The organism is Stenotrophomonas mori (genome assembly GCF_023556335.1).
GTDB lineage: Bacteria > Pseudomonadota > Gammaproteobacteria > Xanthomonadales > Xanthomonadaceae > Stenotrophomonas > Stenotrophomonas mori.
In genome coordinates, this window is record NZ_JAIKTS010000001.1 from 912,953 (window position 1) to 931,506 (window position 18,554).

General features: G+C 69.1%; 17 protein-coding genes. 5 read left to right on the forward strand and 12 right to left on the reverse strand.

Annotated features, from left to right (window positions below; all coding sequences use genetic code 11):
• Positions 1 to 12: 12 nt before the first annotated feature.
• Both mmsB and K5L01_RS04065 read left to right on the forward strand, forming a co-directional pair.
• The gene (gene mmsB / locus K5L01_RS04060) at positions 13 to 903 is read left to right on the forward strand and encodes a 3-hydroxyisobutyrate dehydrogenase (RefSeq protein WP_250062158.1); all 891 of its coding nucleotides are present in this window, start codon (positions 13 to 15) and stop codon (positions 901 to 903) included.
• Positions 900 to 1,571, forward strand: coding sequence for an epoxyqueuosine reductase QueH (locus K5L01_RS04065; RefSeq protein WP_250062160.1), 672 nt, complete (start codon positions 900 to 902; stop codon positions 1,569 to 1,571). Before mmsB ends, K5L01_RS04065 begins: the two co-directional genes overlap by 4 nt.
• Before the next feature lie 43 nt (positions 1,572 to 1,614).
• Here K5L01_RS04065 and K5L01_RS04070 read toward each other — a convergent pair whose 3' ends face one another.
• On the reverse strand, positions 1,615 to 3,816 hold the full coding sequence (locus K5L01_RS04070) for a thioesterase domain-containing protein (protein WP_250062162.1): 2,202 nt from the start codon (positions 3,814 to 3,816) through the stop codon (positions 1,615 to 1,617).
• 308 nt (positions 3,817 to 4,124) lie between these two features.
• Between K5L01_RS04070 and K5L01_RS04075 the strand changes: the two genes are divergently transcribed.
• Complete coding sequence (locus K5L01_RS04075; protein WP_250062164.1) at positions 4,125 to 4,724, forward strand: TetR/AcrR family transcriptional regulator; 600 nt, start codon at positions 4,125 to 4,127, stop codon at positions 4,722 to 4,724.
• Positions 4,721 to 5,944 carry a multidrug effflux MFS transporter gene (locus K5L01_RS04080; RefSeq protein WP_250062166.1) on the forward strand — a complete coding sequence of 408 codons (1,224 nt, stop codon included), beginning with the start codon at positions 4,721 to 4,723 and terminating at the stop codon, positions 5,942 to 5,944. Before K5L01_RS04075 ends, K5L01_RS04080 begins: the two co-directional genes overlap by 4 nt.
• A 112-nt stretch (positions 5,945 to 6,056) precedes the next feature.
• On the opposite strand, the gene K5L01_RS04085 is transcribed toward K5L01_RS04080, so the two are convergent.
• From K5L01_RS04085 to msuE, 4 genes are all read right to left on the reverse strand, one after another.
• Positions 6,057 to 6,725, reverse strand: coding sequence for a class I SAM-dependent methyltransferase (locus K5L01_RS04085; RefSeq protein WP_250062168.1), 669 nt, complete (start codon positions 6,723 to 6,725; stop codon positions 6,057 to 6,059).
• 838 nt (positions 6,726 to 7,563) lie between these two features.
• The gene (locus K5L01_RS04090) at positions 7,564 to 8,592 is read right to left on the reverse strand and encodes a methionine synthase (RefSeq protein WP_250062170.1); all 1,029 of its coding nucleotides are present in this window, start codon (positions 8,590 to 8,592) and stop codon (positions 7,564 to 7,566) included.
• 29 nt (positions 8,593 to 8,621) lie between these two features.
• Positions 8,622 to 9,605, reverse strand: coding sequence for a DUF1852 domain-containing protein (locus K5L01_RS04095; RefSeq protein WP_250062172.1), 984 nt, complete (start codon positions 9,603 to 9,605; stop codon positions 8,622 to 8,624).
• A 76-nt stretch (positions 9,606 to 9,681) separates the two neighbouring features.
• On the reverse strand, positions 9,682 to 10,263 hold the full coding sequence (gene msuE / locus K5L01_RS04100; protein ID WP_250062174.1) for an FMN reductase: 582 nt from the start codon (positions 10,261 to 10,263) through the stop codon (positions 9,682 to 9,684).
• A 409-nt stretch (positions 10,264 to 10,672) separates the two neighbouring features.
• Between msuE and K5L01_RS04105 the strand changes: the two genes are divergently transcribed.
• Positions 10,673 to 11,578: a methylenetetrahydrofolate reductase gene (locus K5L01_RS04105; protein WP_250062176.1), complete on the forward strand. Its 906-nt coding sequence runs from the start codon at positions 10,673 to 10,675 to the stop codon at positions 11,576 to 11,578.
• Positions 11,579 to 11,799: 221 nt separating this feature from the next.
• Here K5L01_RS04105 and K5L01_RS04110 read toward each other — a convergent pair whose 3' ends face one another.
• The 7 genes from K5L01_RS04110 to lolA form a co-directional block, all read right to left on the reverse strand.
• A complete protein-coding gene (locus K5L01_RS04110; RefSeq protein WP_250062178.1) occupies positions 11,800 to 12,987 on the reverse strand; it encodes an alpha/beta fold hydrolase in 1,188 nt (395 codons plus the stop codon).
• Positions 12,988 to 13,097: 110 nt separating this feature from the next.
• Positions 13,098 to 13,835, reverse strand: a complete 738-nt coding sequence (locus K5L01_RS04115; RefSeq protein ID WP_250062180.1) for a copper homeostasis protein CutC — start codon at positions 13,833 to 13,835, stop codon at positions 13,098 to 13,100.
• Positions 13,832 to 14,833, reverse strand: a complete 1,002-nt coding sequence (locus K5L01_RS04120; RefSeq protein WP_250062182.1) for a glycosylasparaginase — start codon at positions 14,831 to 14,833, stop codon at positions 13,832 to 13,834. Before K5L01_RS04120 ends, K5L01_RS04115 begins: the two co-directional genes overlap by 4 nt.
• Positions 14,830 to 15,879 carry a glucokinase gene (locus K5L01_RS04125; RefSeq protein ID WP_272494040.1) on the reverse strand — a complete coding sequence of 350 codons (1,050 nt, stop codon included), beginning with the start codon at positions 15,877 to 15,879 and terminating at the stop codon, positions 14,830 to 14,832. Before K5L01_RS04125 ends, K5L01_RS04120 begins: the two co-directional genes overlap by 4 nt.
• Positions 15,880 to 15,932: 53 nt before the next feature.
• Complete coding sequence (gene crcB / locus K5L01_RS04130; protein WP_250062185.1) at positions 15,933 to 16,319, reverse strand: fluoride efflux transporter CrcB; 387 nt, start codon at positions 16,317 to 16,319, stop codon at positions 15,933 to 15,935.
• Positions 16,320 to 16,388: 69 nt separating this feature from the next.
• A complete protein-coding gene (locus tag K5L01_RS04135) occupies positions 16,389 to 17,696 on the reverse strand; it encodes a replication-associated recombination protein A (protein WP_272494098.1) in 1,308 nt (435 codons plus the stop codon).
• A 131-nt stretch (positions 17,697 to 17,827) separates the two neighbouring features.
• Complete coding sequence (lolA, locus tag K5L01_RS04140; protein WP_250062188.1) at positions 17,828 to 18,466, reverse strand: outer membrane lipoprotein periplasmic chaperone LolA; 639 nt, start codon at positions 18,464 to 18,466, stop codon at positions 17,828 to 17,830.
• Positions 18,467 to 18,554 lie beyond the last annotated feature (88 nt).

Here is an 18,554-nt window from a genome sequence, read left to right on the forward strand (position 1 = left end):
GGAAACCACCGCATGTCCCGCATCGCCTTCATCGGACTTGGCAACATGGGCGCGCCGATGGCCGCCAACCTGCTGCAGCACGGCCACACCCTGCAGGTCTTCGACCTCTCCACGGACGCCATCGCCACCGCGGTGGCCGCCGGCGCCACCGCGACCGGCAGCGCCGCCGCGGCAGTGGTCGGGGCCGAGATCGTGATCTCCATGCTGCCGGCCAGCCGCCACGTCGAGCAGCTGTACCTGGGCGAGGAGGGCCTGTTGCCGCGGATCGCCGACGGAGCCCTGGTCATCGACTGCAGCACCATCGCCCCGGATTCGGCACGCCGGGTCGCCGCGGCCGCCGACGCGCGCGGGCTGGCGATGATCGATGCGCCGGTGTCGGGCGGCACCGCCGGCGCCGCCGCGGGCACGCTGACCTTCATCGTCGGCGGCGCGGACGATGCCCTGGAGCGTGCCCGGCCGGTCCTGGCCGCCATGGGCCGCAACATCTTCCACATGGGACAGGCCGGTGCCGGGCAGGTCGCCAAGCTGTGCAACAACATGGCCCTGGGCGTGATCATGGCCGCCACCGCCGAAGCCATCGCGCTGGGCGTCGCGCAGGGCTTGGACGCCGGCGCGCTATCGCGCATGATGGCGGTCAGCACCGGCCGCAGCTGGGCCACGGAAGTCTGCAACCCCTGGCCCGGCGTGCTGGAGAACGCCCCCGCCGCGCGCGGCTACCAGGGCGGCTTCGGCAACGACCTGATGCTCAAGGACCTGGGCCTGGCCGCCGAAGCGGCCGTCGCCGCCGGCACCCCGGTGCCGCTGGGCGAGCTGGCCCGCAACCTCTATGCCATGAACAGCCAGCTGGGCAATGGCGGACTGGATTTTTCGAGTGTGGTGAAACTGGTGTCCAAACACGCATGAACGGTACCCGTGAAAAACTGACGCTTCCCGACGGTGGCAGCCGACTGCTGCTGCATTCGTGCTGCGCGCCCTGTTCCGGCGAGCTGATGGAAGCCTTCGTGGAGTCGGGGATCGACTACACGATCTTCTTCTACAACCCCAACATCCATCCGTTGAAGGAATACGAGCTGCGCAAGCAGGAGAACATCCGCTTCGCGCAGAAGCACGGCGTCGCCTTCATCGACGCCGACTATGACACCGACAACTGGTTCGCGCGTGCCAAGGGCATGGAGAACGAGCCCGAGCGCGGGATCCGCTGCACGATGTGCTTCGACATGCGCTTCGAGCGCACCGCGCTGTACGCGCACGAGCACGGTTTCCCGGTGATGACCAGCTCGCTGGGCATCTCCCGCTGGAAGAACATGGCCCAGATCAACGATTGCGGGCACCGTGCCGCCGCGCCCTATGGCGGCCTGAGCTACTGGGACTACAACTGGCGCAAGGGCGGCGGAAGCTCGCGGATGATCGAGATCAGCAAGCGCGAGAACTTCTACCAGCAGGAGTACTGCGGCTGCGTCTACTCGCTGCGCGACAGCAACCGCCATCGCCGCGACCAGGGCCGCGACAAGATCCGTTTCGGCGAAAAGTTCTACGGCGTCGACGACACGCCCGGGAGCGCGCAGGAATAGGCCTGCGCCGGCCCGCGTGCGCCGGCCGGACGGCGCCACGCAGCTACTGGCGTGCGCCGTCCGCGGCCGGCGGCGGCGCGACACCGTCCAGCAGCGGCGGACGCGACTGGAACCACTCGCGGGCCTTGAGCAGATGCCAGTGGCGCTGCGTGCCGTCCAGCTCGACCGCGGCCCCGAGCACGCCCCAGCGCAGGTACAGGTCGCCACGCTTGTGCTGCTTCAACAGCTCCAGGCGGGCCTTCAGCGAAAGCCGGGCGTTCTCCGCCTCCAGCCCCTCCAGCAGCAGGTGGCCCGGCTGCCAGCGCAGTGCCGTGGTGGCCTCCACACGGCCGGAGTCGAGCAGGGAGAGTGCCCAGCGCGGATAGTCGCCCTGTGCGGCGAACACCGCCAGCAACGGCCCCGCATCGCTCAATCCCAGCGTCGCGCGGGCATCGACCCGGAACGGCGACTGCGCGTCGATCCGGCCGCGGTCAAGGCTGAGGCGCCCCTGCCAGGGCGCCTTGCGCCGCTGGCCATCGACCTGCACGTCGCGCAGTTCCAGCGTCGTTCCCGACAGGTCGAAGTGACGCTGGCTGAAATCTCCCCGGCGCAGGGTGGCATCCACCCGAGCCGTTCCTGCCAAGTCCAGCCCGGCCACCCGCACACGGGCGCCATGGCCGCGCAGCTGCATCCGACCATGGCCGACGCGGCCATCGGTGTTCAGGACCACGTCGCCGCTGAGAACGCCACGGCCGCCCAACAGGCGGACGGCCGTACCGCCGAGATAGCCGTCGTAGGCCGCCAGGTCGGGGATGGCCGCATCGGCGAAGCGCAGCTGCGCACGCACGCCCTTGCGCAGTTCCTGCAGGCGGCCGTCGCCGGTGAGCAGCAGCGACAGGTCCCGCCCGTCGAACAGCAGCGCACGCTGTGCGCCGCTGGCGCGCGCCTCGAAGCGGGGCAGCTGCACCGCCAGCCGCACATGCGCCGGCGTTCCTTCCTCGATCCGGCCATGCGCGCTGGCGGTCCCGGCCATGCGCACGCCGGCGACCTCGGCGACGGCTTCGGCGGCGGGAATGTCCACGGTGCTGCCCGGTGCCAGCGCGCCCTCGTGCAGCCGCAGGTCCGCCTGCAGCAGGCCGCCACTGTTCAACTGCAGCCATGGGCGGCGCACGAACAGCGCCGGAATCCAGTCCAGCGACGCCAGCTGCCATTCGCCACGGACCGTGCCGGAGAGCCGCGGCAACAGCGCGCCGGGATCCTGGAAGGGAAGGGTGCGGCCGGCCACCTGCAGGTCCGCCTCAAGCCGGGCCTTGCGGTCATCGCGTGGGGGCAGCCGCGCCTGCACCGTGAGCCCGTCCTGCCCGGCATCCAGCCGCAGCGCCAGCCAGGCCGGACCGTCGTCATCCGCATCCAGCTGCAGGGGCAGCCGCCATGCCACGCGACTGCCCGGCTGCACTGCACCGCGGTCCAGCACCGCCGATACCTGCAGCTGCCCGGGGATGCGCGCATCGCCGATGCCGGGCGGTGCGCCATCGCCGGCCAGCCGCAGTCCACCGCTGCGCGCGGCGACCTCCAGCTCCGCGTGCAGCAGCCCCAGTTTGGCCAGCCCCGGCGCCTGCTCGCGGTAATGCCGCGGATAGTGCGCGCGGGCGGTCAACGCCATGTCGTGCAGCACCTCGCGCCCCTGGTAGGTCACGGCGGCCGCGGAGAACCCCATCCGCGACTCGAACAGCTCCGACGGGCCGCCACGCAGCTGTTTGAGGAACCCGACCTCGGCACGTCCCCGCCCCGAGAGCTGGAGATCGCCGAAGCGGACCTGGCGCAGGCTGTGGCTGCGGATCGCATCGAAGCGCAATGTCCAGCCACGGTCGCCGCGCGGGGGCGGCGGTACCGCCTGCGCGACCCGCTCGATGTCCGCGACCACGCCGGTCGCCCGTACCTGCGGCACCCTGAGCTCCCGCCGCAACAGCGGCAGCAGCGCCATGCGCGCACTGGCGCGCTCGGCCCGCAGCACGTAGACGGTGTGGTTGGCGTGTCCGCGCAGGCGCACGTTCCAGGCGGTGACATGCCCTGGCAGCAGGGTGATCGCGGGCCCGGTGGTCATGACGAACTTGTGCGGCATGCGGTTGGTGGCCCGCGCGAACAGCGGCGTGTTCAGGAAAACGTTGCCAGCCAGCAGGTAGAGACCGTAGACCACGGCAAGCACGAACAGCACGCTCCGCCCGCGTCGGGGCCTGCTCGGTAGGCGCGTGCGGACATCGTGCATGCAGGCTCGACGGCGGGGGGACGGCTGCCACTATCGCGGACGGCGGTACCGCGGCATGTGAACGCGGCCGACGGCAGGGACGGCCCTCCGGCCCCGGTCCTGCGACAGCGCATGCCGCTGGCGCGGCGCCTCGCTCCGCCGGAGGCCAGGCCTGCCGAGTGCGCACCTGTCCGGGTGCCGCATGGTCACGCAGGCCTGAACCGCACCGTGTTGCTACCTACCGGCCGGTAGGCTAGGGTTCGACCCCGGCCAGGCACCCGAAGCACCACCGCCACTGCCGGCAACCGCACCGCCCACGAGGAGCCCGCATGACCGTACGCTCGCCCACCATCGACCGCATCTGTGCCGCCGCGGTGGCCCACTTCGCCGAGCGTGGCTATGACGGCTCCTCGCTCAACGACATCGCCGAAGCCGTGGGCATCCGCAAGGCCTCGCTCTACGCGCACTTCGCCGGCAAGGATGCCCTGTTCCTGGACGTGTTCGACGAGGCCCTCGACATCGAGACCGCATTCGCGCGGCGCTGCTTCGCCGACGAGCGCGCCGGCGCGCAGCCGGGCAGCGGCTACTGCAGGCGACTGTCCAGGCGCTATGCCGAGTCCGCGCATCTCGGCTTTCTGCTGCGCACCGCCTACGTGCCGCCGCAGGCCCTGGTCGCGCAGATCGACCTCGGCTACGAACGCTACCTGGCGGCGCTGCTGGAGAGCTTCGTACAGCGGATCGAGCAGGCGCCGGAAACCGCCGGACGGCTTGCCGCCGGCGACCGGCGGCTCTATGGGCAGGCCTACCTGGCCATCGTCGACAGCCTGCACGTCAAGCTCGTCTACACCAACGGCCGGCAGGTCAGCGGGCGGCTCAAGGCCATGCAGCGACTGCTCGCCGATTCCCTTCAACGCACTCTCGGACCATGACCATAAAACCGGATACCTCCCGAACGGGCCCCGCTGCCTCCATCAGCGCCGGGCTCATCCTGCTGCTGGCGCTGCTGACCGCCCTGGATGCGATGGCGATCGACATGTACCTGCCGGCAATGCCGACGATCGCCGGCGAGTTCGACGCCGGTGCCGGCCGCATCCAGCAGACGCTGTCGATCTTCCTGGCAGGGCTGGCGATCGGGCAGGCCCTGTACGGCCCGTTGCTGGACCGTTACGGCCGCCGCCTGCCGCTGCTGGCCGGCCTGGTGCTGTTCGTGCTCGGTTCGATCCTCGCGGCGATGGCCGGCTCGATCGAGTCGCTGCTGGCCGCGCGCCTGCTCCAGGCCCTGGGCGCCGCCGGCGGCCTGGTCACCCCGCGCGCCATCGTCGCCGACCGCTGCAGCATGAGCGAGTCCTCGCGCATCTTCTCGCTGTTGATGCAGGTGATGATGATCGCCCCGATCCTGGCGCCGCTCATCGGCGGCTATCTGCTCGGCCATGGTGGATGGCGCTTCATCTTCTGGACCCTCGCCGGACTGGGCGTGCTCGGCCTGGGATGGTGCCTGCTGTCGCTTCCCGATTCCCTGCCGGTCGAACGGCGCGTACCGATCAGTCCCGGCAATGTCCTGCGGGCCTACACCCGGCAGATGGCCAGCCCGGTGTTCCTCGCCTATACGCTTGCCGGCGGCTTCATCCTCGGCTCGCTGTTCCTCTACATCAGCGGCTCGGCCTTCGTCTTCACCCGGTACTTCACGCTGACGCCGGCGCAGTTCAGTTACCTGTTCGCGGCGAATTCCGTGGGGCTGGTACTCGGCGGCCAGCTCGGCAACCAGCTGCTCAAGCGCGGCGTGCGCCCGCAACGCACGATGTTCCTCGGCATCGCACTGCACGGCCTGGCGGGACTCGCACTGTTCGTGGCGGTCGCGACCGGGACGGCCGGACTGTGGACCTACGTCGCCCTGCTGGCGCTCGCCATCGCCGCGCTCGGCCTGGTGTTCGGCAACCTGACGGCGCTGACCATGGCCAGCGCCGGCCGCCAGGCGGGCGTCGCCTCCGCGCTGATGGGGACGCTGCATTACCTGCTGTCGGCGGTCATCGGCTATGTCGCCAGCCTCACCGCACAGGGGCCGGCCCTGTTGCCGCTGGCCATCGCCCTGTGCGCCCTGGCCGCTGCGATGCTGTGCCTGTCCGCCGCCCGCCTAGGCACTCCCCGCTAATCGCCGGGCATGCCCTCATGGGATGCCTGCCACCAATGAGTAGGGCCCGCCTGCAGGTGCGGCGGGCGAACGGCGGGACGCGGCAGGGGCGAAGGCTGCCCGCCGCCCGGATTCATGACGCCGGCAGGGCATCACGCGAGTAGTGCAGCAGCCGCCCACGGAAAGGCTCCACGTCGGCATCCTCCATCCGGCAGCGGGTCATCGTCGCATCGAACCCCTGCAGCCCCAGCATCCGGCTGAAGCGTGCGCTCTGGCCGCGCCCGGGATCGGTGAACACCACCTCGGCCCGCGGATTCGCATGGCGGCGCACGACCTCGGCCATCAGCGCGGCATGGTTCCGCTCGTACAGCACGTCGCTGGCGATGATCAGGTCGAACCGCCCCAGCGTCGGCAGCGCCCGGTCCCAGTGCAGTTGCCGGTAGTGCACCGCCGGCAGCGCGTTCAAGGCCGCGTTGTAGGCAAGGAAGGGTTCGGCCAGCGGGTGGATGTCGGAGGCCACGACATTGCCGCCGCGCTGCACCAGCACCAGGCTGGCCAGGCCGATGCCGCAGCCCAGCTCGAGGATGCGTTTCCCGGCGATATCGAACCGGCACATGGCCTGCGCGAGCAGCCGGCCGGCCGGCCACAGCTGCCCGAACAGGCTCCACTGCGCCGAGGAAATCCCCAGCCGTGCGCCATGACCGTCCGGGTCGCTGAACTGCAGCTTGTCGCTGAGAACGCGCAGCTGGTAGGTCCGGCCGCCAATGACGATCGACTTGTTGCGTGTCTGGTAACCGGGCATGCGTCCCCCCAGTCGAATGCCCGCCCACGCATCTGGGCGTCCAGCGCGCGGAGGGAGTCGGAGTGGAAACAACCTGAGAAACTGCACCCATCGTGCAGCAATGAACGCTCAACGTGTACCGATCCTAGCACCGACGGCAACTGGAGCCTGAACCCGGCCCGCGCCGTCGTTCATTCCGCGGTGCAGGCGCATGCAGCCCATGGGAGCGCGCAGGGCAACACCGCAGGCGAGGGTGGCCGGGCAGGGGACAGGCACCGGCCCACCTGGAGGCCAGCGGGCGCCGGGCACCCACCGCCGTTCCCAGCGGACTCCATAAGCAAGCCTGCGGCGATTGCCCGTCTCCGTGCCGGAGCGATGCCGGCCACGGCGCCGCTGGCCAGGATGCCCCACGCAGTGGAAGAAGGGAGAGGGGAAGAGGCGGCCCGGATCGGATCCGGTGACCGGGGCGCTGTAGGCGGGAGCCGCCATCAGGCACCACGCCACCGTGCAGCGATGGGCACCTGCCATCGCCCACTCACGGTCTCGGCACCACGCGCGGTCGGCCGGCCACCCAGTCGGCCATGGCGACGATGACCTGCTGCGGTCAGCGTGGCCCCTGCCTGCCCGGGACCACGCGGGGCCTGCATTCCGCCCGTTCAACCGGCGGACCGCAGGGCAGGGCCCTACGGACGCCTGGCCCGCGGACCTCAGGCCGCGGGACGGGACGCCTGGCCGTTGAAACCGGCCGCATCCACAGGCAGCCGGTCGGCACCACCGTCCCGAGGATGCCGCGCGGCGCGGCAATCGCTCGGCCAGATTCGAATCCCGGCACCGTGCCTTGGCCGGTGCCGGCCCGGCGTTACTCCAGAAGCTCGCGCCGGATCAGCTCCGCGCCGGCGCTCAGCGCATTGAGCTTGCCCCGCGCCACCCGGCGCGAGAGTGGCGCCATGCCGCAGTTGGTGGACGGATACAGCTTGTCGGCGTCGACGAACTGCAGCGCCCTGCGCAGCGTGTCGGCGACTTCCTCCGGGGTTTCGATGGTGTCACGGGTCACGTCGATCGCACCCACCATCACCTTCTTGCCGCGGACGAGCTCGATCAGGTCGATCGGGACATGGGAGTTCTGGCACTCCAGCGAGATGATGTCGATGTTCGAGCGCGCCAGCTTCGGGAAGGACTCCTCGTACTGGCGCCACTCCGACCCCAGCGTCTTCTTCCAGTCGGTATTGGCCTTGATACCGTAGCCGTAGCAGATATGCACGGCGGTTTCGCAGGCCAGCCCCTCGATGGCCCGCTCCAGGGCGGCAACGCCCCAGTCATTCACTTCGTCGAAGAACACGTTGAAGGCCGGCTCGTCGAACTGGATGATGTCGACGCCGGCCGCCTCGAGTTCCTTCGCCTCCTCATTGAGGATCCTGGCGAATTCCCAGGCCAGCTTCTCCCGGCTTTTATAGTGGGCATCAAAGAGGGTGTCGATCATGGTCATCGGGCCCGGCAGGGCCCATTTGATCGGCTGTTTCGTCTGCTTACGCAGGAACTTGGCATCCTCAACGAAGACCGGCTTCTGACGAGACACGGCGGCGACGACTGTCGGAACGCTCGCGTCATAGCGATCCCGAATCCTGACCGTCTCGCGTTTCTCAAAATCGACCCCGTCGAGGTGCTCGATGAACGTCGTGACGAAATGCTGGCGGGTCTGCTCGCCATCGCTGACGATATCGATGCCGGCCAACTGCTGTTCGTGCAGCGCTAGGCGCAGGGCGTCCCGCTTGCCTTCGACGAGCTCCTCGTCCTGCAGCTTCCAGGGTGACCAGAGCGTTTCCGGCTCGGCAAGCCAGGAGGGCTTGGGCAGGCTGCCGGCGGTCGAGGTGGGCAGTAGTTTCTTCATGGCAGGTTGTCCACGGGTATCCGGAGGGGTCAGGCAGCGCGGCTTGCGGCCCACTGTTCGAGTACGGCCCTGTAGGGCTTGATGAAATGTTCTTCGGTGAACTTGCCCTGCTTGACGGCAAGCTGGCTGCGCTCTTCCCGGTCGTAGACGATCTTGGTCAGCGAATAGTCCTGGTGCTTCAGGCTGGGCTGGTAGACAGCGCCCGCGGCGGAGTTGGCGTTGTAGATCTCCGGCCGATAGATCTTCTGGAAGGTCTCCATCGTGCTGATGGTGCCGACCAGCTCCAGGTCGGTGTAATCGGCCAGCAGATCGCCGCAGAAATAGAACGCCAGCGGTGCGGCGCTGTTCGGCGGCATGAAGAAGCGCACCTGCATCCCCATCTTCTGGAAATACTGGTCGGTCGAGGAGAACGCGTCCTGCAGGTACTCCACGCCCAGCACCGGGTGCACGTTCCCGGTGCGCTGATAGACCTTGCTGCTCGACGCGCTGATGCAGATCACCGGCAGCTTGGGGAAGCGCTCCCTGTAAGCGCGCGAGCCCAGGAAGTGCTTGAACAGCTTGCCATGCAGGTCGCCGAAATCGTCCGGCGCGGCGAAGGTGGCCCGGTCGGCGTTGTATGCCGGCAGCAGCACGCTGAAGTCGTAATCGCGCACGTAGGAGGAGAAGTTGTTCCCGACGATGCCCTCGATGCGGGCACCGGCCTTGCGGTCGACAATGGTCGTCTTGAGTATCTCGATCAGCGGGAACGCCTCGCCGCGTCCATCCGCCGCCACCTTCATCTCGGCGGATATGATCTCCAGCTCGACCGAGTAGCGGTCCGCCCCGGGGTTGTCCCAGTGCGCCAGGTTGTTGAAGCGGTTGTCGATCATCCTCAGGGTATTGCGGAGGTTCTCCGCCCGGTTCTGTCCGCGGGCGAGATTGGCGAAGTTGGTCGTCAGGCGCGTGCTGTCCGACGGCTCATAGTGCTCGTCGAAGCGGATGCTCTTGATGCTGAATTCAAATGCTTCGTTCATGGGGAACGGTTACCGTGGTTCTTGCGGATGGGGGACGAGCCAGCGTCTTGCTGGTTCGGCGGGATGGGGGTGCCTGTCATGCCGCGGCGGTGGTCCCGGCAACCTTCGGCAAGGCCTGCCGCGTCAGTTCGAGCAGCGGCAATGCCCGCTGCACCGCCAGCCGGGCCCGCTGCAGCAGGTCTTCGGCGTGCAGTTGGTACGCCACGAAATCCTTGTCGGTCGCATAGACGCCCAGCGGCAAGGTGCGCGCCTGGAAGAAACTGAACAGAGGCCGCAGCTGGTGGTCGATCATCAGCGCATGCCGATCGCTGCCACCGGTGGCAGCCAGCAGGACCGGAACGTCGACCAGGGCATCCTGGCCGATGAAATCGAAGAAATGCTTGAACAGCCCGGTGTAGGAGCCGCGGTACACCGGTGTCGCCACCACTAGGACGTCGGCCCGCTCGATCGCCGCGAGCTCCAGCTCCACGGCTTCGGGCAGCTGGGAACGCCAGGCCGCGCCGACGAACTGCGGGGCCAGCTGCCCCAGTTCGATCAGGCGACGTTCGCACGGCACCTGTTCGGCCATCAGGTCCAGCAGGTGCTCCGCCAGTGCGGTGGCCCGGGAAGGACGCTGCATTCCGCCGGAAACGGCGACGACACGAAGTGGAGAGGTCATTTTTTCCTTCATTGGATGTGATCGGCCCGAGCCTGCATTCAGCAAACTGGGGGCTGATGCTAGCGTCGGGTTTGGATGAGGTAAAATGGTCTTTCTTCACCCATCCATGAAAGCCATTCACTAGACACCAGGAACTCTTCCCGCTGCTTCTCCGACCAGCCCACGCGACGGGGACATCCCGAGCTCCGCCTCCACGCAGCCTCCGGTAGCGGTGGAGGAGGGGAGAAGCGGAGATCGACACCTGTACCCCGGGCCGACCGGAAAGCGGCCGACAGCGGCCCGCCGGGTGCTACCGTAGCGGGGTCCGGGCGAAGACCCCCTCCGCGGCAGGCGCCGCATGGGGCGGTACATTGCGCACCCGTTCCCCGTGTCCGGCCTGCAGGCTTCGGAGCCCCCAGTACGCCCCAATATGGCTCGCCCCTTGATGCCCCTCCCTCCGCCCACGCCGCCGGCCAGCGCATTGATCGACGGCTATTCCCTGGAAGCGGGCGCCCGCGTCATTCCCGCACTGACCACCGCGGCGGCCTCGGTGGTTCCCGCGTCGGCCGTCTACATTCCTTATCTTCCGAACGAAGACGACGATGCACGACTGGCCGCGGCATCGGCTGTCCGCAGGCTCGGTTTCGAGCCCGTGCCCCACCTTTCCGCACGGCGCATCGCCTCGCCCGCAGCGCTCGACACCTTCCTCGCACGGGCCAGCGCAGAGGCGGGCGTGACGCAGTGCCTGGTAGTCGCAGGCGACCCGTCCATCCCCCAGGGGCTGTTTTCCGACAGCGCATCGCTGATCGAAACGGGCATTCTCGAACGCCGGGGGATCCGGGTTGTCGGCGTCGCCGGCCATCCCGAAGGCCACGCCGCGATGAACCCCGCAGAATGCTGGCAGGCGCTTGAGCACAAGTGCCGCAGCATCGAAAGCCGCGGCATGGCTCCCCTGATCGTCACCCAGTTCGCGTTTGACGCCGACGCCGTGCTGGCCTGGCTGGAAGCGCTGCGCGAACGGGGCGTCCCGCATCCCGTGCGCATAGGCGTGGCCGGCCCGAGCGGTGTTGCGGCCCTGGCCCGCTATGCGGCACTGTGCGGCGTCCGCACATGTGCATCGGTGTGGTCCAAGTACGGCCTTTCGGTCGGCAGGCTCCTGGGCACGGCGGGCCCCGATCTTTTTGTCGACCGGCTGGCCAGCGGACTGACCGGCGCCCATGGAAAGGTCGGCTTGCATTTCTTTCCATTCGGCGGCATAGCGCACACCGTCGAGTGGATGGAGCGTTACCGCTCGCGCGCCGATCTCCCGCGCCTCAGACACTCCCGGAAGGGCTGATTCCGGATCCGGCAGACGCACAGGGCAGGGCAACCAGCCCGGTGCGTATCCGCCAGGAACACGGCGCATGACGGAAGAGTTCCCGGTGGCGGGTGGCCTGGTCTGTCATGGATGACTGCCAAAGGCGGGGCCTGCTGGTGCACTTATCCACCATTTCGCATAATGTATATTATGTAAAACATCAATGCAGCAGATCCTGGCGTGGCCTTGCCGGCGCTGCTCTATTGCCCCGATGACGCCGCGCGCGCATGTTCGCGCCGGTCAGGCACCTCCTCAACCTTGGCCGACGTACTGTCACCATCGCCGGATACGGCCAGCGGCCGCACGTACCGCAGCAGGCTTTCAAGAGTTTTTCCCGGTTCCTCCCACGGCATCATGTGGGCGGAGCGCTCGAACCAGACGCCCTGTTTCCGCGGCGCCTGCACCCGGTCCAGCCATTCGGCGGTCGGCTCGGACGGCGTGGTGTAGTCGTGCCGTCCCATGAACATCACCACCGGTATCGGGAACCGCGTGATGCCAGTGAAGTCGACGTCCAGGAATTCGTCCAGCAGCCGCGACAGCGTGAAGACGCTGCCGGCATTGATCGCGCAGCGCGCCGCATCGTCGTACTCCGGCGACAACCGCGGGCCCTGGAAGAAATAGTCCGAGGTATCGCGGAAGGCGCTGAGGCCGCCATAGAACTGCGGCCACTTGCGCGCGATGACGATGCGCTCGCGGGTGATCGGCTGGTCGCCCGGATAAGGCGCGATGGACGCCATCTCGGCGATGGCCTCGGCATTGCCGTGCTCGCGGGCCTTGCGCAGTCCGTAGTCGAAGCTGAGCTTCTCGTTGGTACGGACGTTGATCACCTGGCCGACACCGACATAGGCATGGAACAGTTCCGGGCGCTGCAGCGCGGCCTGCAACGCCACGACGGTTCCCCAGCTGTGCCCCATCAGCACGAGCTTGCGCTTGCCGTACCGTGCGCGCAGGTGCTCGGCCAGTTCAATGGCATCGTCGATGTAGCGCTGGATCGTCAGGCTGCCGGCCACGGCATCCTCGTCGTTCAGCAGCAGGCTCCTGCCCGCCCCGCGCTGGTCGTAGTTGACCACGGTGAAATACTCTTCCAGGGGCCGCTGGAACTGCCACAGGGTCGGGATCACCGGCGACGCCGGCCCGCCGTGCACGAACAGCAGCATGGGATTCGCGCGGTCCTGGCCGCGGACGTTGACCCATTGTTCGACGCCGCCCAACGGGACGGCATACGCCTCCTGCAGGCCTTCGGGTGCACTGATGCGGCCAAGGTCGGCGATGATCTCCCGCGCCGGCGCGTAGTTTGAGCGGTCCGGGCAGGCAGTCTCGGCGGCCGTGGCCGGGCTGGCCGAGAACGCCGCGCACAGCAACGAACACATGCAGATCTGCTTGAACATGGAATCCTTCCTCACAGTCACAGGTGGCTGTGGATGATTGTCCATGCGGCGCGGCCGTGCGAATGGGCGGATCGTCACGGTGCCCACCGCCCTGGCCGTGCGCCAGGCGCCTAAATACCCTCCAGCGCACTGCGCAATGCGCGCACCTGCTCCACGTCGCTCTGCATCCAGTCACTCCCCAGGCCCAGCAGCGCCGGATTGCGGTGCCGCATGCGGGAGAGCCGTGGCTTCTTCGCCGACGCATGCAGTTCGCGGCAGCCGCTGGCGCGTGCCACCTGGCATATGTTCCCGGCGTCGAGCCCGGCACCCGCCATCACCGCTATCCGCGTGCCTGCCCGCTGCACCAGCCGCGCCAGCGTCGCCCGGCCCGCCTCGGCGCTCGCCTGTGCGCCGGAGCTGAGCACGCGCTGGCAGCCCAGCCCGATCACCTGCTCCAACGCGTCATCGAGATCGCGTGCCGCATCGAAGGCTCGATGGAACGTCAGCCCCATCGGACCCGCGGCGGCGGCCAGTTCGCGGCACAGTGCGACATCGACCCCGGCATCGGCGGTCAATGCCCCTATCACCACGCCATCGCACCCCAGCGCCCTGCAGGCCTGGATGTCGCGCAGCATGATCTCGGCCTCCTGCGCGTCGTAGTGGAAATCCCCTGCCCGCGCGCGGATCAGCACGAACAACGGAATCCGCAGCCGTTCCCGGGCCACGGCGATGCTGCCGTGCGAGGGCGTGGTGCCGCCCTGCTCCAGGTTGTCGAACAGCTCGACCCGGTCCGCGCCGCCCGCCTGCGCGGCCAGTGCCGAGGCCACCGAGTTGCAGGCGATCTCCAGCACCGGCCGTGCTGTGCTCATGCCTGCTCGCTCGTGTAGACCGACGCGGACTCCAGGAGCGTGTCGCGCTGCGCCGCGTCGCAGACCGCATAGACGAACCCGCGATGCAGCGCGTACGCGCCGACCTCGCCGGTCCGGTCCATCGCCAGGAAGCAGACCTGCAGGGTGCGGCTGGCCTCAGGACGCTTGCGCACCACCCGTTCGGTGGCTTCGCGGCAGGCCTGTGCCGGCGAACGCCCCTGGCGCATGAGCTCCACCACCAGGAAGGCGGCCGCGTTGCGCATCATTTCCTCGCCCATGCCCGATGCGGTGGCCGCACCGACTTCGTCGTCCACATACAGGCCGGCACCGATGATCGGGCTGTCGCCCACCCGCCCGTGCATCTTCCAGGCCATGCCGCTGGTGGTGCAGGCTCCGGCCATGCGGCCTTGCGCATCGATGGCGAGCAGGCCCAGCGTATCGTGGTTGTCCTTGTCGCCTGGCCGCCCGCGCCGTTCGGCGTTGATCTGCGGGGCATAGCGTTCGGTCTCCCGCCATTCCCGCCAGGCCTGTTCGGCCGCCGGGGTCAGCAGCCGGCGCGGCTCGAACCCCTGCTCCACCGCGAACTGGCGGGCCCCCTCGCCCACCAGCATCACGTGCGGGGTCCTTTCCATCACCCGCCGCGCCACCGAGACCGGGTGCAGGATGTCGCGCAAGGCCGCCACTGCACCGCAGCGGCCGTCGCCCTGCATGATGCTGGCGTCCAGGGTCAGCACGCCGTCACGGTCCGGGTTGCCGCAGCGCCCGACGGTGGGATTGCACAGGTCGCTTTCCGCCCAGCGGGCGCCCGCCTCCACCGCATCCAGCGCGGTCCCGCCGGCGTCGAGCACCTGCCAGGCGGCCTGGTTGGCACCCACCCCGAAGTCCCAGGTGGACACCACGCGCGCGCCGCCGGCCGCCGGCGTGGCCAGCAGCCGGGGGGCGCTGCCCGCCCCGGCCAGCAGCAGGGAAGCCTGCAGGAAATCGCGACGGCTGGTCATGAGGGGACACCTCCGGAGGAATCGGGGACGGCATAGGCGCTGTCGTCGGCATGCCATGCCAGCGCACCGAGCACGCCCAGTTCGCCATCGTCGATGCGCCACACCGGTACCTGGCGCAACGCCGGCGCCAGTGCGCCCTTGGCCAGGAAGCGCTGCTGGAAGCCGCCTTCGTGCAGCCAATCGGCGACGTGGCCGGTGATGCCGCCGGTGAGATAGACCGACCTGGCGCCGAAGGTAAGTGCCAGGTCGCCGGCCACGCTGCCCAGCCATGCACAGAACGCGCGGGCGCAGTCCAGTGCCAGCGGATCGTCGCCGGCGCGCGCGGCCTGCACCAGCGCGGCCGGCGTCTCCCAGCGCGGTGCGAGGCTCTTCCGCTCGCACAGGCAGCCATAGAGCGTCATCAGCCCGGGACCGGACAGGATGCGCTCGCTGTCGACATGGCCGTGGCGCTGCAGGAGCATGCGCAGCACGTCCAGCTCCAATGGATTGCCCGCGGTCAGCGCGGCATGCCCGCCCTCGCTGGCCAGGACCGGAGGCCGGCTGTCCTCCAGCCGCAACGCCACGCCCAGCCCGGTTCCCGGCCCCAGCACCAGTGCCGGGCCCGCGGGCCGCGCGTCGGCATTGCCTGCCAGGGAATGCAGCGCGGACGGCGCCACATGCGCGATGGCCTGGGCCACGGCGACGAAGTCGTTGATCAGTTCCAGCCGCTCAAGCCCCGCCTCGCGCCGGGTCCCGGACAGCGAGACCGGCCAGGCCAGGTTGGTGTTGAGCAGGCGGTCGCCGTCCAGCAGCCCGGCGATGGCCACCACCGCACCGGCGACCGGGGGAATGCCCGGGTCGTCGCGCAGGCCGGCGGCGTAGTCGCGCAGGATCGCCGCCAGGCTCGGGTGCCCGGCGCAGGCGTAACGGCGGAACCCCTTGACCTGGATCGGCTCGCCCCGCTGCAGCGTGGTCCAGCCCAGCCGGGCGTAGGTGCCCCCCACATCCGCCCCGATGATGGCGGTCGTCGCCACCGATCCGTTCTTTGCGCCTGCATCTACCGGCATATCGTCTTTCAATCGTTCCAAAAGGTAGCCGAATCATGCGTTGGAAAGGCCGCTCACGCCAAGGGGCGCAGCAGCCGCCAACTGGTCCAGCCCAGCGCGGTCATCGACAGGGACCCCGCAAGGTGCATGCCCATCGTGGCCAGCGCCCAGCCCAGCTGCTGCCGCTGCAGCAGCTGCACCACCTCGGCCGAGAAGGTCGAGAAGGTGGTCAGCCCTCCCAGCAGTCCGGTCACGATGAACAGCCGCCACTGCGGCGCCAGGTCCGGGCGCGTCGCGAAGCAGGCCAGCGCCAGGCCGATCGCATAGCCGCCGAGCAGGTTGGCCGCCAGGGTGCCCAGCGGCACGGTCGGGTGGATCGGGTTCAGCCACACGCTCAGACCGAAGCGCAGCCAGGCGCCGAGCGCCGCCCCCACACCGATCGCCACAAAGGAAAGCCACATCGCCTGCTGTCTCCTGCCACCACCATGAAGCGCCCCGCGGACCGTACGGGAGCGGGATGCACCCTGCCGTCAATCCGGCGTCCGGCCCTGTTCCGCCCGGGCCTGCGCCCGCGCCGCCCGCAGGCGGTCGAGCTTTTCCTTGAGCTTGATCTCCAGCCCACGCTCGACCGGCCGGTAGTAGACCTGTTCGTCCATGCCGTCGGGAAACGCGGTCTGTTCCAGGGCGATGCCGCCCTCGACATCATGGTCGTACTGGTAGCCCTTGCCGTAGCCGAGGGTCTTGAGCAGCCGGGTCGGTGCGTTGCGCAGGTGCATCGGCACCGGCTGCGACCCCGACGCGGCCACCTCGGCCTGCGCCTCGGCCAGTGCCTTGTAGCTGGCGTTGGACTTGGCGGTGCTGGCGAGGTAGATGACCAGGTTGGACAGGGCGATGTTGCCTTCCGGTGCGCCGATCCGGTCATAGGCGTTCCAGACATTGATCGCCATCTCCAGGGCACGCGGGTCGGCCAGTCCGACATCCTCCACGGCCATGATGGTCAGCCGCCGCAGCAGGTAGGACGGGTCGCAGCCGCCGTCGAGCATGCGCGCCAACCAGTAGATCGCACCGTCCGGGTTGGAACTGCGCACGGACTTGTGCAGCGCCGAAATCTGGTCGTAGAACTGCTCGCCGCCCTTGTCGAAGCGGCGGGTGCGGTCGGCCAGCACCTGCAGCAGGGTCTCGGGAGTGATCCGCCCTCCCTCCCCCGCCGCCAGCTCCGCGGCGATCTCCAGCAGGGTCAGGGCCCGGCGCACGTCGCCGTCCGCGGCACGGGCGATCTCCAGCAGCGATTCGGGGGCGACGTGGATCTCCTCGCCGCCCAGCCCGCGCTCCTTGTCTTCCAGCGCACGCTGCAGGGCCTCGGCCACGTCCTCCGGCGACACCGCCTCGAGCACATGCACGCGGCAGCGCGACAGCAACGCCGAATTCAGTTCGAAGGAGGGGTTTTCGGTGGTGGCGCCGACGAACAGGATGGTGCCGCGTTCGATATGCGGCAGGAAGGCATCCTGCTGCGACTTGTTGAAACGGTGCACCTCGTCCACGAACAGGACCGTGCGCCGCCCTTCGGCGAAGCGCTGCGCGGCCTCGGCCAGCACCTGGCGCACCTCCGGCAGGCCCGACAGTACCGCTGAGATCGCCCGGAACTCGGCATCGGCATAGCGGGCAAGCAACAGCGCCAGGGTGGTCTTGCCGCAGCCCGGCGGCCCCCACAGCACCATGGAATGCACCCGGCCGGATTCGATCGCACGCCGCAACGCGGTATCCGGCGCCAGCAGGCGCTTCTGCCCGACCATCTCGTCGAGCGTCCGCGGGCGCATGCGCTCGGCAAGCGGGCGCATGCCTTCCCGGTCCGCGCTCAGCAGGTCGGCAGGGGGATCGGCGAACAGGTTTCTGGATCTGGCCACGGCGCCATTCTAACGTGGCCGCCCTCCGGATCCATGAGGACGCCGAGCGCGGCCGGAGGCCGGGATCAGGGTTCGCCGATGACGTCCACGTCCTTCGGCGGCGTGAAGCGGAAGGTGCCGGCGGCAAAGGCCGGATTCTTCGTCCAGCCGCTGAAGTCGATCACCGTGCGCTGCCCCACCGCGTCGACGACCTCCATGCGGGCCAGGCCTGCCTGGCCGAAGCCCAGGGCCGCGTACTGGAAGCTGGCCTCGGTCTCGCGCTTAGGGCTCAGCGACAGCCATTGCAGCCCGTCGCGCGGGGCCGCTTCCTCACTGACGTCGTACTGACGCTCCAGCTGCGCCGGGTCGATCAGCGCGGTCAGCGGGCTGTTCTGCTCTTCCTCGCCCTGGCTGCGCACCGTGGCCTGCTCCAGGTCCGGCTCGTAGACCCACACCCTGTCGCCATCGGCCACGATCAGCTGCGGATAGGGACGGGTGTATTCCCAGCGGAACTGCCGCGGTGCGGACAGGGCGACACGGCCGCTGGAGGATTCCTTGAGCTTGCCGCGGGCGTCGAACACCTGCTGGCTGAACTGCCCGTCCAGCCCCCGCAGGCCACGGGTGAAGGCATCGAGGTCGGCACGCGCGGCGGCGTGGGCGCCGCTGGCAAGACCGGTGGCGGCCAGGGCGATGGCGATCAGCGTGGGACGCAGGAAGACGGTCATGGCGGCTTTCACCAACGGTCGGAAGGAGGAACAGAGTCTGCCGGGATGGAACTGAATGGGCGGCAATCGCGCCCTGCACGTGCCGCCC